This window comes from Actinacidiphila sp. bgisy167 (assembly GCF_057707665.1).
In genome coordinates, this window is sequence record NZ_JBYIQP010000116.1 from 1 (window position 1) to 13920 (window position 13920).

Below are 13920 nucleotides of genomic sequence, written 5' to 3' on the forward strand. Positions count from 1 at the left end.
AGGAGTGGGGGCGACGGGACCTCCGCACCGCCGACGCGCGCCGTCACCGCCGGGGAGGCCGGCGCGGGGGCCCGGCGAGCAAGGAGCCGGGCAGCGATCTCATCCGCCGGCCGGCGGGGAATCGTGCGGCGGCGTACCAGCCCGCGTGGGCGAGGGCCGCGCCGGCGAGTGCGTCGAGCACATAGTGGTTGGCGGTCAGGACGACGGTGGCGTCCATGGACACGGTGAGCACGACGGCGAGGACCCGGAGCCATATCCGCCGGGTGGCGGCGAGGACCGCGAGCGTCATGAGGAGGTTCCAGCCGACGTGCAGACTCGGCATCGCCGCGTACTGGTTGGTGAAGGCGGGCGGCTGCAGCACCCGGTAGGCGTGGGACTGCTGTGTCACGGTGTCCGTCATGCCGGGTGCCGCCAGCCGTGGCGGGGCCACGGGGTACGCGGCGAAGACGGCGAGCCCGGCCGCGCCCGACGCGAGCATCGCCCCGGCGGTCCGGGTGTACACCTCAGGGTGCCGGGAGAGCAGCCACAGGAGGGTGACCGCGATGACCGGCCAGTGGCCGAAGATATAGATCCAGTTGAGGACCCGTGTGACGGCCGGATCGCCCACGACCAGCTTCTGCAGCGAGGATTCCCAGTCCAGGTGCAGGAACCCCTCGGCGGCCCGGACCCGGTCGGCGTTGCGCAGGGCCGATCCCGGGGAGCTGTCGGTCAGGCCCCGGACGCCGAAGTAGGCGATGACGGCGGCCACGACGACGGCGACGCGCGGGACGAGGCGGGACGTGGCGGAGACCGGCGGCCCGGCATGGGTCGCACGGCAGGAGACGGCGTCGTACGCCAGGTGGCGGGCGCGGTGCGCGTAGGGCGCGATGACGCTCATCGCGAGGCCCGGAAGCCCTGCCGGTCACTCTGGGTGGCCGGACGGGAAGCCGCGCGGCCATCGTCTCCAGCGAGCGGGGCCCGCCACAGCGGGACGACGATCCGGGTGCCGTCGGTGTTTCTGCCACTGCCGTCCGAGGAAGGAAGCGGGCCGTTCATTTCTGCCTCCGGTTCAGTTGCGATCGAACGCATGGCGACAACCGGGAGCCTCGTTCCTTGTATTCCGTCGCGTCGCGGTGGGGAAGATCACAGAAGGCCGCAGCGATGCCCGCGAGGCGTCGGGTCCGGGGATCGGAAGCAGTGGATTCCCTTCCCGCTGCGCTCAGGGAGATCTGACGACCCGTCCGGCACAGCGCGTCGCTCCTGTTGGGGAGTGGTGTGCCGTTGTGGAGTTGACAGGGCGAGACGTTCGGAATTTACTTGATGATGCAAGCAGTTTGGGCGCTCCAGCGCTTTCCGGCGCAGAAAGGCCCCGGCAGCGCCGGGCATTCTCGGGAACTTCCTTTCGGTGACGGGGAATTCACTTCCACCGGCACGGATTCCGCCGTCTTGCCCCGGGCGCGGCGGAATGGCGGGAAGTGCCGGGCGGGAATCCGGCCGTGGGCTGGGCCGCTGTGGCGACACTCGTTGCGCGTCGCACCCGGCGGCGACGGGGCAGGTGCCCGCCACGCGCGCGACCGATGGAATCACTATGAGTGTTTTCTCTTGTCGGCTTGGCGTCCCCGCGGACGCAGGCGGTAGGCGTCCCCCAGCGCGCGACAGGGTCACGCCGCGAGATGCCGGGGCAGGACGAAACGGCCGCCTGCGGGGGCGTACCAGGGGTGCGGGGCTGGACCTCCCGCCCCGCACCCCCGAGGATGGGGTGTCGTGAAGAGTAGCGTGGCCGACGCCGACGCCCTGGCCCGGCAGGCGCACGAGGGCCAGACCGACCGCATCGGCGTCCCCTACATCGAGCACGTCCGGGCGGTCGCGGCGGGGCTCGCCGCCTTCGGCCCGGATCTGCAGATGGCCGGGCTCCTGCACGACGTCATCGAGGACACGTCCTGGACCGCCGGCCGGCTGCGCGCCGCCGGTGTACCGGACCGAGTCGTCGCCCTCGTCGAGCAGGTCACCAACCAGCCGGGCCTGTCCTACGAGGAGAAACTGCGGCGGATCGCCGGCTGCCGCGACGCGGCCCTGGTGAAGATAGCCGACAACGCCCACAACAGCCGTCCGGACCGGGTCGCGCGGCTGGACGAGGCCGAGCGGCTGCGGCTGGCCGCCAAGTACCGCCGCGCGCGGGAGATCCTGTGGCCCGCGGTGCCCCGCCAGGACGTCGCCACGATCCTCGAGGCCGTCAACCCGGCACTGCTGCGCGATCTTCCGCCGGCCGGCGGATCGCGTTGACCACCCGCTGCAGGCTGGCCAGCCAGATCGCGGCGTCGACGGCGTAGTACAGCAGCGGGTCGGGCGCCCGGCCGCCCGAGGCGGCGCAGACGTCCGCGATCACGGTGCGGTCCGTCGGTACGCTCCGGTCCGGAGGCTCGACGGGTGGCGGGCGCATGGACCCCGAGCGCAGGTCGTACGTCAGCGGCAGGGCGGTCAGTCGCAGATGGCGCGCCGCGTCCCGCAGGTGCGCGGCGCTCAGCGGCCACGCCGCGAGGGCGCCGGGCGGACAGTGGTCGGCCAGGGTCTGCCCCATGGTCAGCACCCGGTTTCCGGCCAGCATGATCGCCTGGAAGTCCGTCGGCGGGGGAGGCCCCGCCCCGTCGGTGTCGCGTTCGGAGGCGAACTGCGCGTAGCTCGCCTCTGCGATCAGCTGGGCGAGGCGCGTCCTGTGAAGAACGTCGCCGATCGTGCCAGTGCCGGTGATGCAGTCGGTGATCTCGGTGACGGCCCGGGTGCTCTGGTCCAGCAGCCGCGAACAGGCCCGCCCCAGCTCACCGGTGCCGCCGCGCGGCCAGGCCAGCAGGCCGACGAGGACGCCGGTCAGGGCGCCCGCGACGACGTCCGCGATCCGGAAGGCGGCGAGTTCGGGACCCGCCGGGGCGATCTGGGTGAAGGCGGTGGCCACGGCGACCGTGAAGAACGCCTGCCCCCACCCGAGTCCGAGCAGTGTGCTCGCGGTGAAGGCCAGGAAGAACACCGGCGGCATCGCGACCGCGTACACCGGCGTGTGCTCGCCCGCGAGGATCAGCAGCACCGCCGCGGCGCCGGCCCCCACCAACGTGCCCCGCACCGCGGGGACCACGGTCGTACGGGTGCCGGCGGCGCTGGTGCGCATCACCGTCAGCGTGGTCAGCAGCGCCCAGAAGCCGTGCGACAGGTCGAGCCCGCCCGCGACCAGCCGTGCCGCGGCGAGTGCCAGCGCGATGCGCACGGCGTTCTGGAAGTAGACCGAGCGCGGCGTGAGATGGGCCCGCAGCCGGTGCCCGTACAGCGCGGTGGCCGGCTGCCCCGCGTACCAGAACGGTCCCGGCCGGCCCGCGGGCCGGGCAGGGGCGGGCGATACGGGGGCGCCGAGGGCGATGCGCACGGTGGTGACCAGGAAGGAAGCGGTGTACGTGATGTCGAGCGCGATCGCCCCGTCCCGGACAGTCGTCGCCGAGGACGCCCCGGCCACCGGCCGTCGCACCCGGTGCTCCTCGAAGGCGGCCGCGGCCGCCGCGCACGGGGTGCCCAGGGGCGGCGGGGCCTCGCCCCGCAGGGCCCGCGCGGCGCTGTGGCAGGCGGTGGCCGAGGCCAGCAGCATGCGCGACCGCACGGGGTCGGGAGCCGGTGTGCGGTGCACCGCGTCCTCGGCCAACTGCCCGGTCTGCGCCAGCAGGTGGCGCGCGTAGGCCGCCCCCTGGGACAGCGCCCGGTCGCGCGATCCCGCGGACGCCGGGCGCTCGTCCTGCGGTACGTGGCTCATACGCAGTCGCTGCGCCGTCTCCAGCAGCCGGTCCAGCCGCTCGGACGCCACCGGCGGCTCCAGCGCCAGCGACTGCAGGGCACGCCCCGCCGTCTCGCACGCGTCGGCGAGCCGGTCCTGGTAGCGTCCCGGCGACGGCTGCGGCCACACGCACACCTCGGCCGCCGCCATCAGCAGCACGCCGGCGGCCAGTCCGCACAGGCGCAGCCCCAACGTCTCCGGCTGGTACGGGGGGAAGCACGGCAGGATGTAGAACAACTGCAGGCCGTTGGCGAGCCCCACCAGCTTGGGGCCGCCCACCCCCGCGTACGTCACCGCGAATCCGACCCCGAGCATCCCGAGGGCCGCCGCCCAGTCGCTCACGGCCAGGACCGTGCCCAGGGCCACCATCAGCGCGGCCACCGGCAGCGAGGCCAGCAGCGCCCGGGCACGCTCGCCCGGCGTACCGGGCACATGAGACAGGGCGCCGGAGGCGACGGAGCCGAAGAGGGCGTAGATCGCCGCGATCGGGTCGTCGAAGACGTAGCGCGCCACGTAGAAGCTCAGGCACGCCACCAGCGTCACCCGCGCGGAGCGGCGCACCGCCTGAAGACCGGGATCACGGGCCCGCACCCACTCCAGCCCACCGCGATCGGGCACCCGCGGCCTCCTCGCTGCTCAGGTCCACGCCATGCCGGACCCCTTCAGATCACGGTAGGCCCGGGAGGACCGCCCGGCCACCGCGCCGCCCGGCCGCGGCCGGGCCTCACAGGCGCACGGTGACCAGCGCGATGTCGTCCGTCGTGTCGCCGTATGCCCCGAGCCGGGCCAGCAGCGCGTCCGCGAGCTGCTCCGCGGCGAGCCCGGGCGTCTCGGCGAGCGCGGTGGTCAGCCGGGCCAGACCCGCGTCGATGTCCTCACCGCGCCGTTCGATCAGCCCGTCGGTGTAGAGCGCCAGCGTGTCCCCCGGACGGTAGGGCACCGTCGCCTGCGGCCGGGTGCCGTGGTGGAGCCGGGCGCCCAGGGGCGGGTCGGTGGCCTGGTCCAGCAGTTCGCAGCGGCCGTCGCCGTGGAGCAGCACCGGAGGCGGATGCCCGGCGCTGCTGTAGCTGATGCTGAGCCGTTCCTTGTCGATGAGCGCGCTGACGGCGGTGGTGGCGACCGCGCCATCGACGGAGCGGGCGTACATGCCGACGACCTCCAGGGCCTTCGCCGGACCGCCGACGGTGCGCATCGCCGCGCTCAGCGCGCTGCGCAGCATCCCCATGACGCTGGCGGCCGCCAGACCGTGGCCCACGACGTCGCCGACCGCCACCGCGTAGCTGGACGGCGAGAGGTTGACCACGTCGTACCAGTCGCCGCACACATTGAGCGAGCCCGCCGCCGGCAGGTAGCGCACCGCGATGTCCCCGTGCTCGGCCAGGTCCGGCGAGTGGAGCATGGCCTCCTGCAGCGTCAGGGCGACCTTCCGCTCGCGGGCGTGGGCCTCGCGCAGCTGGTCGTTGAGGCGCTGCAGTTCGCGGGCCCGCACGTACAGCTCGGCCTCCATGGCCTGCTCCCGCCTGCTCAGGTCGCCGCCCTGCAGTATGTGCCGGTGCCGGCGGGCCTGGACGAACGCCGTCACGTCCTCCACCCGGTGGATGATCCACTCCACGGAGCCGTCCGGCCCGAATACGGGGGTGTTGATGGGACTCCACCAGCGCTCATCGAACCTCCCGGGCTCGGCCACCACCGGGATGTCGTACCTCTGCAGCGCCATCGTGTCGGCCTCGCGGGAGGTGAGGACGCGGCGCAGCGAGGCTCTGAGGTTGCGCACCCCGTCGGCCATCGGGTCGGCGGGGTTGTCCGGGAACGCGTCGAAGATGCACTGCCCGATCAGGTCCGGCCGGGTGCGTCCGGTCACCTCCAGGTACGCCCGATTGACGCACACGATGACCAGATCCGCGTCCAGTATCAGGTTGGGAGTGGGCGTCGCCTCGAAAAGCGCCGCGTAGTCGACCGGCGGTGTCACCGCGGTGCGCCGCTCGTCGTCCCCCTTGTCGGGCAGGGTCACCCCACCAATCTATAAGAGGCCGCGCGGATGGGCGGGCCGGCGTCGGGGGTCGACGGCTCTCGCCCGGCGGCGGTGTCGTCGGTCGCCGCAGCTGCGCTGGGTCTGCCTTCTCCGCCGTGCCGGACTCGGCCCTCGCCTCGCTCCCTGCCGCACCCGCCTGTCCGCGCTGCCTCCAAGCCGTCCGGACACCTCACCTGTCGTCGATACGGCAGCCGGGCAGGGCCGGCCGCGCGAGGAGTCGCGCGGCGCGGGGCGGGCGCCGCAGAGCGGCCCGCACGCGTCCGCTCCCGCGACTGCGGCCCCCGCGCCGACCGGGCGGCGACAGCGGCACCGGCGCGGCCCGGCGGCGGCACCGCCCGGGGCGGTGCCGCTCCGGCCCGAGCATGAAGGATCCGGCCGGGGGAAGGCGCGGTCGCGGACAGAAGGACTCGTCAAGGAGGTGCCCATGTCGGCTTCGACGGCTCACGCCGACCCGTCGGGAGCTCTGCGGACCGATGTACCGGCCCGCCTGGACCGGTTGCCGTGGACCCGCTGGCACTGGCGCATCGTGATCGGCCTCGGCACCGTGTGGATCCTCGACGGCCTCGAGGTCACCATCGTCGGCAACATCGCGGGCCGGCTGGCCGAGCGGGGCAGCGGCATCGACATCAGCACCGCTCAGGTCACCACGCTGGCGGCCGCGGTGTATGTCGCGGGAGCCTGCATGGGCGCGCTGTTCTTCGGCAGGCTCACCGACCGCCTCGGCCGCAAGAAGCTGTTCATGGTGACCCTGGCCGTCTATCTCGCGGCCACGGCGGTCACCGCGGTCTCGTGGAGCGCCTGGTTCTTCATCCTGTGCCGCTTCTTCACGGGATTCGGCATCGGCGGTGAGTACGCCGCCATCAACTCGGCGATCGACGAGCTCATTCCCGCGCGGGTGCGCGGCAGGGTCGATCTGATCATCAACGGCAGCTTCTGGATCGGTGCCGCCGGGGGCGCCTTCGCCTCCATCGCGCTGCTCGACACCTCGCTGTTCGCCACCGACGTCGGCTGGCGGCTCGCCTTCGGCATCGGCGTCGTCCTGGGCATGGCCATCCTGCTGGTACGTCGTCACGTGCCGGAGAGCCCGCGCTGGCTGTTCACCCACGGCCGCGCCGAGGAGGCCGAGCGCCTGGTCGCGGACGTGGAGCGCACGGTCGCCGAGGAGAGCGGAAAGCCCCTTCCGGAGCCGGGCGGGAGCATCCTCATCCGCCCCCGCGGCGAGCTCGGCTTCCTCACCATCGCCCGCACCGTCACCCGAGCGTACCCGCGCCGCACTCTGCTCGGCCTCGCGCTCTTCTCCGGCCAGGCATTCCTCTACAACTCCGTCACCTTCGGCTACGCCGTCATCCTCACCACCTTCTTCGACGTGCCGAACGGCGACACCGGCTACTACTTCGCCGTCATCGCGGTCGGCAACTTCCTCGGCCCGCTGATGCTCGGCCGCCTCTTCGACTCGGTGGGCCGCAAGCCGATGATCACCGGCAGCTATGTCGGTTCCGGCCTGCTGCTGTTCGGCACCGCCTACCTGTTCCAGCGTGGCGCCCTCGACGCGGTGACGATGACGGCCTGCTGGACCGCGGTGCTCTTCCTCGCTTCGGCGGGCGCGAGCGCGGCCTATCTGACAGTCAGCGAGATCTTCCCGCTGGAGACCAGGGCACTGTGCATCGCCTTCTTCTACGCTGTCGGCACCGCCATCGGCGGCATCACCGGTCCTCTCCTCTTCAACGGCCTGGTCAGCAGCGGGGAACCCGGTGACACCACCCTCGCCTTCTGCCTCGGCGCCGGTCTGATGACGCTCGCGGGCCTGGTCGAGGCAGCCATCGGTGTCCGCGCCGAGGGCCGCAGTTTGGAGTCCCTCGCCGCCCCTCTCAGTGTCGTCGAGGAACCGGGGAAGGGCTCCGACGCTGTCGGCGCGCGTTCCTGAGGCGCCGCCCCGGACGGCGGGCGGGAGCGCGGCGCGCGGGGCGTCGTGGTCTCCCGCCCGCAGTCTTGTACGGACGTGCCGCGACGCTCACAGGCACCCTTGGGCGTAGAGGTCGCGCGGATGGGCGGGCCGGCGTCGCGGGTCGATGGCTCTCGCCTGGCGGCGTTGTCGTCGGTCGCCGCAGCTCCGCTGCGTCTTGCTTCTCCGCCTTGCCGGACTCGGCCCTCGACCCGCTCCTTTCTCCACCCCGCCTATCTGCGCGACCTCTTGGACCACCGCTACAGTGCGCCGCGTTCCACGCAGCCGCGCAGGAAGGAGGCCTGCCCGGCGTGCTGCAGATCGTCCGACACCACGCTGACCAGGCGTACCGCGAGGGTCACCGGCGGATTCCAGCTGGTGTCGACGATGCGAGGGAAGTCCGCCTCGTGCAGGGTCCGCAGATAAACCAGCGTCCGCTCGTACACGGCGTCGTGGTAGCCGGTCAGCAGCTCGCCCGACTCCACGCGCAGCGCGGCGACGTCCTCGGGGCGATGGCCGTACCCCGTCTCGAGCGGTGCGAACGGCAGGCCGAAGCGGTCGGCCCAGCCGCCGGCGGTCCACTGCTGTTCGGTGCCCGCGACGTCGGCCACATGGTCGTCCTGAATCCGCGTGAGGTGCCAGATGAGCCAGGCGATCGAATTCGCCCCCTCGTCGGGCCGTGCGTGCAAGCCTTCCGGAGACATGCCGGCGACGGCCTCGTGCACGGTCTCCCGAATCCTGCCGAAGGCGTCGGCGAGCAGATCCGCGCTCTTCATGCGTGCTCCCTCGGTTGCTGTGCCAGGTGTCCCGGTGTGCCCTCTCGCCACGGTAGTGCCCGGGCAGCGATCCCGCGGTCGTCGCAACCTGTCCAGGGGCCCGTGGCCGCGGCGGTCATACCGATGCGATGTGGCCGGTGCCGGCCTGGCACAGGGGCGCAGTGGACCTGGGCGGTGCTCGGGCGAGCGGCACTCTGCCGTGGCGGATGTCCGCTGCCGCGGTTGTCGCCCATACGGATCACCGGGCGAGCGCCTGTGGATTCGGCATGGGACAGTGGCGGTGCTGCCGTCGGCGAACGCCGGGGCGCTGCCATCGCCCGTGCTCAGCGGGTCAGCGGCCGAGAAGAAGCCACCTCAGCGGTCCGCCGGGAGGGATCCGTGCAGCCGGCCACGAAGGCCGACGGCGACGATGACCACAGAGCCGCTGTGCGTCAAGGCGCACAGCGGCTCGAGGCCGTCCGGCGGGCCCTGCCGGGCATGTCGGCGAACCTTGGGGCGACCCCGGGACCCGTCACCCTCCTCGATGGCCCGGGTATGACCGGGGCCGGCGTCTCCGGGAACCTCAACATGCAGCACGTGTCGGCGTGTTGTCGCCGGTCGCGGCAGTTCCGCTGCGCCGCCCCAACCGGACGTCGCGCCGGTGGCCCGCCATCCGGTCGGCTCGGCCTCGGCAGCCGTTTCCGGTGCCGTGGCCGCCGTGTGCGCCCGCGGAGGGTCGTGCCGGCGCTGCGGTGCTGCTTCGCGGCCCGTGGCACGAGCCGGGGACGCTTGCGGCCGGCCGAGCCGTACGTCAGCGGATCGCGAGGACCAGGGTCACGACGTACTGCTCCTCCACCATGCCGTCGGGGAAGTGCCGTGCAAGGCGCTCCCGTTCGGCGTCGAGGAAGGCCCGGGCGCGTTCCTCGCCGAGCACCAGGAACGCCGACTGGGTCCCGAGGTTCGCCAGGTGCACCTCGACGGGCACCCGACGGGACCACGGCACCCGGCGCTCGGCGAAATCCGGACCCTCCGGAAGCCGACCCGAGCGGGGGTGGGCCAGTGCTCCGGAGAAGTCGCGCAGCCGCTCCTGCTCCGCGGCGATCCACGGCACCGACAGGTCGGGATCGTTGCGCCACAGCGCGAACGCCCCCCCGGGCCGCAGCGCCCGCAGGGCCTCGGGCACCGACCGTCCCGGATCGGTCCAGTGCCACGCCTGGGCGTACGTCACGAAGTCGAAAGCGCCGGATGCCAACGGCAGCCGGTCGCCGTCCCCGCGGACGAGGGCCACGTCCGGCAGGTTGCGGCGCAGCTCCGCGGCCATACCGTCACCCGGCTCGACGGCCACGACCCTGGCGCCGCGCCCGCGCAGCAGCGCGGTGGCGATGCCCGTCCCCGCGCCCACGTCGGCGAGCAGGGAGCCGCGCAGCGCGCGCCCCGCCAGCTCCTCGACGGCGTCGAAGAGGGCGGGCGGGTAGGAGGGGCGGTTCGCGGCGTAGAGTCCGGCGGCACGGTCGAAGGAGCGGGCACGAGGGGAAGGCGTCATGACCCCATGATCCCTCGCCCCGCGCCAGCGCCGCGGGGCGGTCCCGCCCGGTGTCCGGGCCGGTGCGCCCGGGCGGCCAGTCCGCGGCGGGACGGATCCACCGCGTGGCCGGGAACACGGGGACGCCGACGACGACCAGCGGCTAAGCGGGGCCGAAGTCGCCGCGCCGCCGTCGATCGCTCCCCAGCGACATCGGGTCACTCACGGTGCCCGGGCGGGCACCGCCCGGCCCAGCTGCCGCCTGCACCGACCGCCGCCGCAGCGGCATCGCCCGTCCGTGTCCCCGCCGCCTCGCGCAGGCGCTCAGGCGGAGGCAGCCGCCCCGGGCGGCGCGGGGGCCCGGGCGTTCCCACTTCTCGGGGACCACGGCGAAGCCGCCCTCCGGCCCGCTGATCCGGCCGGCCTGTCCCACCCCACGGGCGGCGGGCACAGGTCACCCGGGTACGCCGCCGACAGCGGACCCGGGTGACGAACCCGGCGGCGGCCGGCAGCGGCATGGCGGCCCGCCGCCGGGAGGATCAGTAGCGGAGGACCGCCGCGATCCGGTCGTGCTCCTTGAGGCTGTTTGGCGCCACGAAGCGGACCTCGGCGCCCTTGTCGAGCGCGGTCTCCACCAGTTCGTCCACGATGTCCTCGCGCAGACCCTCCTCGAAGCCGCCCGTCTCCAGGGTGGCGCCGTCCACAGGGACGAGGTGACCATCGCTCAGCCGCACGGCTCGCTGGAAGTCTTCCTCGACCACGACGAGTTCGGCGCGGCCCTCGCACACGGACTCCCACACCTCGTCCAGACCGGCGGCGAAGGTCCTGCGGCTACGGGCGTCCACCAGCCTGCTGTTGATCCGCTCGGCCTCGTGTTCGGCGAACTCCTTCTGCGCGGGTGCGAGTTCCTGAAGCAGCGTCTGCGCCGGACCGTTCACCAGGCCGCCCTTGTGCACGACGGCCACCGCGGCGTCGATGGCGGTGCCGACCTCCCTGAGCAGGGAGACCGCGTCCGGCAGGCCGACCACGTACAGCGGCCGGCCGTCGGCGGCCAGCACCGAGGCCAGCGCGGTGTCGACGGACCGCAGGAAGCGGCGCGTCTCCTCGTCGCGGAAGGTGCTCGGGTGGTCCCCGACCTGCTCCTGCCGCTCGGGGTCCCACTGCACGGGATCGGGCTCCAGCGGGAATCCCTGCGCGTCGTGGGGATGCAGCGTCTGGCCGCTGCCGCTCCACAGGGTGGCCCGGTCGGCCGACACCGTCAGCACCCAGTACGGGCGGGCCCTGGCCTTCGCCGCGACCAGGTTGCGGGTGAGGAAGCTGTCGCTGAGCACCACGCGCTCCGGCACAGGTCGGGGCAGCGTCCAGACCTGGTGGTCCCGTTCGGTTGCGTACATGATCAGCCCGTCCAGCGAGTGGCGCAGATCGACCTCGGCGGCGGCGGCTTTAAGTTGCGTCTTGAGGGCCATCCGGGCCCGGCGGGACGCCTCGGGATCGTGCTCGATCCGGCGCTCGGCCTCAGCGAGGAGATTGCGCAGCCGTACGGCGTCCTGGGCGTTGTCCGGCTCGCGCCGGTGCGTCGGCATGGTCAGCGACACCGCCGGATACGGCCTGGTCGCGCGCAGTTCTCGCAGGGTGCCGACCGTCAGGGCATCGGTTTCCATGATCGCCTCCCTGAGGGGGCCGCGGTAGCTCCCCGCAGGCGGGGAGACCGACCCATACCCCGAGCCTCGCACACCAGCCGGACCGTCGCCTGCCGGGCGGCCCGGCTGCCGGGACGGCCGTGGACGGCCTGGTGACAGCCCGTGGACGGCCCGGGCGGCACAGCCTTCAGGCGCCGTTGCGGTGGTGCGCGCCGAAGCCGGAGTCCCAGGCCCATGTGTGGGTGCAGCCCGGGCACTGCAGATGCACAACGGGCCCCTTGCTCGCCAGCAAGTAGCGCCAGTGCTCGGGGCAGTTGCGGCCGGCGGCGCAGGTGGCGCAGCCCTGGTGGTCCGCGCAGCGCGGGCACGGCACCCAGGCCCGGCGGCCGGGGTCGGCCGTCGGATCAATCGGAAGGCGCACCGTCGTCCTCCCCGGCCGCCGCACGGGGCGGCAGCACGCCGGCGGCCACCAGCGCGCTGAACGCCGCCTCCTGCTCCTCGTCGAGACCGGAGTAGAGGAGCCGGTACGCGGCGTCCTCTCCGCGGAGCACGGCCACCGGGTCCCAGTCGTCGCCGAGGGCGGCGATGACCTCCGCCCGGCGGCGGTTCTCGTGGCCGGTGAAGTCCAGCTCGAACGCGTGGAGGCGGTCCGGGGTGTCGTCGTCGTTCATGTCGCCCCTCCCGGGGCAATCGGGGATGAATGCCCCCTGTGTAACAAAGCGTCGTGCTCGGGGGGAAGCTTTTGCCGTTCCGGTGTGACGAACCGCATGCGGCTCCGGCGCCGGGCAGGGACGCACCAGCGGCGGAGCGCCGGGGGCCGGGCGCCGCTCAGGAGCGCCGGGAGGCCTTGCGGAGAGCCGTCCGGAAGGCGGGCAACGCCTTGCCGGCCGAGGGCAGTTCGACCGCGGCCCCCTGGCCGGCCCGCGTCGCCCCGCCGCTCCCACCGCGCTTCCCGGCCCTCCCGGCCGCACCGTTTCGACGGCCGCGCGACCACCCCCCGGCCGTCGAAACCGGGTGCCGGGAGGGGGCCTTCGGGCGGACGGCGTGCACGGCCCGGCCGAGACGGCGTCCGAAGAGCAGGTAGCTCAGCAGGGCGCCTGCGGTGTTCATGATCACGTCGTCGACGTCGAAGGCACGGCCCCGCACCACCGCCCCCTGCGCCATTTCCACGAGGACCATCACCAGGCCGGTCGTCACCACCACGCGCAGCGCACCGCGGGCCTTCGGCGCCAGCACCGGGAGCAGGACGCCGAAGGGCATGCCCAGCAGCACGTTCCCGCCGACCTGACGTACGGCGCCCGCCACCGTGTACCGCTCGTAGTACTGGCGCAGCGACGCGCCGGGCTGCAGATTGGCGTGGGCCAGCCCCTCCGAGGCGTACGAGGGGGCGAGTGTCGCCCGGGCCAGCACCGCCCCGAAGGCCACCATCGCCAGGAAGGCCAGGGCCATCGCCGCCCACCGGGCCAGGACGGCCAGTGGTGACCGCCGCCCCTCTGCCGTCCCCTGCCGCGTACGCCCGCGTACCGCCCATCGAGCCACGGACTGCCCCCCTTCTTCGTCGCCCCGCTCCGGTCTGCTCCGGTCGTGGTGTCCCCGTGTCACAGACCGGATACCCCGAGCGCTCGCCGGGATGCCGGGTGACCGCCGCGCCGGCCCACCCCGGCGCACGTCGCCTGGCGCCCGCGACGCGCGGTGCGGCTCGATCGAGGCGGCGGTGTCCCGGCGACGTCAGCCGGGCAGCGGGATGCGCATGCTCACCGAGCCCCGCAGATCCAGCCACGCGGCGGACGGCCCGCGCACCAGGCGCAGGATCACGGCGTCGCAACCGGGACAGCGCGCCACCAGGCCGGGGGCGTGGTCGTACACGTGCAGCGCGGCCACCGGACCGGTGAGCCCGCAGCCCGCGCAGCGGCCCACGGCTGTCGTCATGTCCACCGTGAAGATCTCCCGCAGCGGTCCGGCCAGCGCGTTGCCGTCGGTGTAACCGTCCGTGCTCTGTGCGCTCATCCCAGCCTCCCGTCGGTCCGGCCGTTGCGGCGCCCTCCACCCTACGCAGCCGTCGTCCACCCCGCCCGCCAACGCGGCGCCTCGCTCCGGGCCGCCTGAGCGTCCGCATGGGAGCGGCGGGAGGGGCGTGGCTCGGCCCGGCCAGAGCAGCGGATCGCCACCCCGTCGGTCGTGGCTCGAGTCCCACCCGCCCCACTCAGCTCCTGGTGTACGGCCTGATCCCGCAAGACCA

General features: G+C 73.6%; 12 protein-coding genes. 2 read left to right on the forward strand and 10 right to left on the reverse strand.

The features are described 5' to 3' along the window. Positions 1-43: 43 nt before the first annotated feature. On the reverse strand, positions 44-877 hold the full coding sequence (locus AC3ET4_RS28525; protein ID WP_431954451.1) for a phosphatase PAP2 family protein: 834 nt from the start codon (positions 875-877) through the stop codon (positions 44-46). Between the two features lie 866 nt (positions 878-1743). On the opposite strand from AC3ET4_RS28525, the gene AC3ET4_RS28530 reads away from it, so the two are divergent. Next, on the forward strand, positions 1744-2262 hold the full coding sequence (locus AC3ET4_RS28530) for an HD domain-containing protein (protein WP_431954453.1): 519 nt from the start codon (positions 1744-1746) through the stop codon (positions 2260-2262). Here AC3ET4_RS28530 and AC3ET4_RS28535 read toward each other — a convergent pair. Together AC3ET4_RS28535 and AC3ET4_RS28540 are read right to left on the reverse strand one after the other, a co-directional pair. Continuing rightward, positions 2213-4408 (reverse strand): FUSC family protein, encoded by a 2196-nt coding sequence (locus tag AC3ET4_RS28535; protein WP_431954455.1) that lies wholly within the window; start codon positions 4406-4408, stop codon positions 2213-2215. The genes AC3ET4_RS28530 and AC3ET4_RS28535 overlap by 50 nt on opposite strands. 106 nt (positions 4409-4514) lie before the next feature. Continuing rightward, positions 4515-5759, reverse strand: a complete 1245-nt coding sequence (locus tag AC3ET4_RS28540) for a SpoIIE family protein phosphatase (protein ID WP_431954473.1) — start codon at positions 5757-5759, stop codon at positions 4515-4517. Positions 5760-6246: 487 nt separating this feature from the next. On the opposite strand from AC3ET4_RS28540, the gene AC3ET4_RS28545 reads away from it, so the two are divergent. After that, entirely contained in the window at positions 6247-7746 is a 1500-nt protein-coding gene (locus AC3ET4_RS28545) for an MFS transporter (RefSeq protein ID WP_431954457.1), read from the forward strand. Positions 7747-8024: 278 nt separating this feature from the next. On the opposite strand, the gene AC3ET4_RS28550 is transcribed toward AC3ET4_RS28545, so the two are convergent. From AC3ET4_RS28550 to AC3ET4_RS28580, 7 genes are all read right to left on the reverse strand, one after another. Beyond that, on the reverse strand, positions 8025-8540 hold the full coding sequence (locus AC3ET4_RS28550; RefSeq protein ID WP_431954459.1) for a mycothiol transferase: 516 nt from the start codon (positions 8538-8540) through the stop codon (positions 8025-8027). A 790-nt stretch (positions 8541-9330) separates the two neighbouring features. Continuing rightward, complete coding sequence (locus tag AC3ET4_RS28555; protein ID WP_431954461.1) at positions 9331-10062, reverse strand: class I SAM-dependent methyltransferase; 732 nt, start codon at positions 10060-10062, stop codon at positions 9331-9333. A 518-nt stretch (positions 10063-10580) separates the two neighbouring features. Continuing rightward, a complete protein-coding gene (locus tag AC3ET4_RS28560) occupies positions 10581-11702 on the reverse strand; it encodes a baeRF3 domain-containing protein (protein WP_431954463.1) in 1122 nt (373 codons plus the stop codon). A 166-nt stretch (positions 11703-11868) separates the two neighbouring features. Next, positions 11869-12102, reverse strand: a complete 234-nt coding sequence (locus AC3ET4_RS28565) for a hypothetical protein (protein ID WP_431954465.1) — start codon at positions 12100-12102, stop codon at positions 11869-11871. Further along, on the reverse strand, positions 12086-12352 hold the full coding sequence (locus AC3ET4_RS28570) for a DUF6400 family protein (RefSeq protein ID WP_431954467.1): 267 nt from the start codon (positions 12350-12352) through the stop codon (positions 12086-12088). The genes AC3ET4_RS28565 and AC3ET4_RS28570 overlap by 17 nt, the downstream gene beginning before the upstream one ends. 157 nt (positions 12353-12509) lie before the next feature. Further along, positions 12510-13220: a VanZ family protein gene (locus tag AC3ET4_RS28575; protein ID WP_431954469.1), complete on the reverse strand. Its 711-nt coding sequence runs from the start codon at positions 13218-13220 to the stop codon at positions 12510-12512. A 189-nt stretch (positions 13221-13409) separates the two neighbouring features. Then, positions 13410-13688: a DUF6510 family protein gene (locus tag AC3ET4_RS28580; RefSeq protein WP_431954471.1), complete on the reverse strand. Its 279-nt coding sequence runs from the start codon at positions 13686-13688 to the stop codon at positions 13410-13412. Between the last annotated feature and the right edge of the window lie 232 nt (positions 13689-13920).

What these genes read in the sequence shown, in the direction of transcription:
- AC3ET4_RS28545 (WP_431954457.1), top strand. Translation starts at nt 6,247, where the DNA reads ATGTCGGCTTCGACGGCTCACGCCGACCCGTCGGGAGCTCTGCGGACC.
- AC3ET4_RS28555 (WP_431954461.1), bottom strand. Translation starts at nt 10,062, where the DNA reads ATGACGCCTTCCCCTCGTGCCCGCTCCTTCGACCGTGCCGCCGGACTC.
- AC3ET4_RS28550 (WP_431954459.1), bottom strand. Translation starts at nt 8,540, where the DNA reads ATGAAGAGCGCGGATCTGCTCGCCGACGCCTTCGGCAGGATTCGGGAG.
- AC3ET4_RS28560 (WP_431954463.1), bottom strand. Translation starts at nt 11,702, where the DNA reads ATGGAAACCGATGCCCTGACGGTCGGCACCCTGCGAGAACTGCGCGCG.
- AC3ET4_RS28580 (WP_431954471.1), bottom strand. Translation starts at nt 13,688, where the DNA reads ATGAGCGCACAGAGCACGGACGGTTACACCGACGGCAACGCGCTGGCC.
- AC3ET4_RS28525 (WP_431954451.1), bottom strand. Translation starts at nt 877, where the DNA reads ATGAGCGTCATCGCGCCCTACGCGCACCGCGCCCGCCACCTGGCGTAC.
- AC3ET4_RS28570 (WP_431954467.1), bottom strand. Translation starts at nt 12,352, where the DNA reads ATGAACGACGACGACACCCCGGACCGCCTCCACGCGTTCGAGCTGGAC.